General features: G+C 66.0%; 3 protein-coding genes. 2 read left to right on the top strand and 1 reads right to left on the bottom strand.

What is annotated here, in order from left to right:
- A partial coding sequence (locus LQV45_RS31425; RefSeq protein WP_230011288.1) for a sensor histidine kinase occupies positions 1–660 on the top strand: 660 nt, incomplete at its 5' end.
- Positions 661–731: 71 nt separating this feature from the next.
- Positions 732–1346 (top strand): response regulator transcription factor, encoded by a 615-nt coding sequence (locus tag LQV45_RS31420; protein WP_230011294.1) that lies wholly within the window; start codon positions 732–734, stop codon positions 1344–1346.
- Positions 1347–1394: 48 nt separating this feature from the next.
- Here LQV45_RS31420 and LQV45_RS31415 read toward each other — a convergent pair whose 3' ends face one another.
- Entirely contained in the window at positions 1395–1511 is a 117-nt protein-coding gene (locus LQV45_RS31415) for an SHOCT domain-containing protein (RefSeq protein WP_230011291.1), read from the bottom strand.
- Between the last annotated feature and the right edge of the window lie 39 nt (positions 1512–1550).

Here is a 1550-nt window from a genome sequence, read left to right as displayed (position 1 = left end):
TATCTGGCCAGCATTGCGGCCGCCGCCGAGCGCAACGCGATCGCCCGGGAGATGCACGACATCGTCGCTCATGGATTGGCGGTGATGATTTCCTTGGCCCATAGTTCGGCGGAAATCGCCCCGACCGACCCTGCCCGCGCCGTCCAAGCCATGCGCCAGGTCGCCGAGACAGGCCGCGTTGCGGTGACGGACATGCGCCGGATGCTCGGAGTCTTGAACGAGGACAACACCGGCGAATTGGCCGGCGCGGCAGCACCATCGCCGGGGGTGGGCGATGTTCCCGCACTGGTGGAGCTTTTCCGCTCTGCGGGGCTTCCCGTGGTTCTGCAGTCAGCCGGAGTCGCTCCCGCTGACCCCGGGATCCAGCTGGCTGTATATCGGGTCATCCAGGAAGGGCTCACCAACGCGCTCAAATACGCGCGCGCCGCAACAGCTGTCACGGTTCGCTCGCAGTTCACCGGCCAGGAGATCATGGTCTCGGTGACCGACGACGGCCAGCCCGTGGACGCCCCTGCCGACCGTGCTGGGCACGGCGTGGCGGGAATGCGCCAGCGCGTCGCACTCTACGGCGGTACATTGCGCGCGGGACCCCTGACCAACGGTGGATGGTCCGTGACCGCACGGTTCCCGCTGCCGGAAGGAGCCATTTGGAAGCCGTAGCTGCCCCGTCCACGCGCCCGATCCGGGTGCTGCTTGTCGATGACCAAACACTCGTCCGGGCGGGCTTCCGCATGGTCCTGGAAGCCCAGGACGGCGTGGAAGTCGCCGGTGAAGCCGCTGACGGCAGCAGTGGCGTCGACATGTGTCGAACTCTGGCACCGGACGTCGTGCTGATGGATGTGCGAATGCCCGGCACCGACGGGATTGCCGCGACCCGGCGCATTGTCGAGGAGTGCCCGCACTCACGGGTCATTGTCCTCACGACGTTCGATCTCGACGAGTATGCCTTCGCGGCCCTCCGGGCCGGTGCCAGTGGTTTTCTGCTCAAGGATGTGGGGCCAGCTGAGTTGCTCGCTTCCCTTCGGGCCGTCGCCGGAGGAGACGCCGCCATTTCCTCCCGGGTCAGCCGCCGGATGCTGGACCTCTTCAGCCAAAGGCTTCCCTCCGGTCCCCCGGCCGCGGGCGATGAAGCGGTGGCATCACTGACACAGAGGGAACGGGAAATACTCTCGGCCATTGCGCTGGAACTCACAAACACCGAGATCGGGGAACGCCTGACCGTGGCGGAATCAACAGTCAAAACCCATGTGGGCCGCATCCTCATGAAACTCGGGCTGCGCGACCGTGTGCACGCCGTCATCTTCGCCTACGAACATGGCCTGGCCAGCTACCGGCGGCCGAACTGACCGGTGGTCCGAGGGCGGGAAATGCACATACAGGACGCAGCGGGACGGTCAGGCCTGGCTCAGCGCCTTGGCCTTGATGGCGTCGAATTCGCTCTGGGTCAGGGTGCCGGCGTCGAGGAGTTCCTTGGCCTTGGCGATTTCCTGGGAGGGGGACGCCTTGGCCACGGAGCGGATGTATTCCGTTGTTGCGGCTTCGGACTGCTG

It is taken from the genome of Microbacterium sp. Bi128 (genome assembly GCF_918698205.1).
The sequence above is the reverse complement of the archived record's forward strand: the minus strand, read 5'-3'. Positions and strand labels throughout refer to the sequence as shown.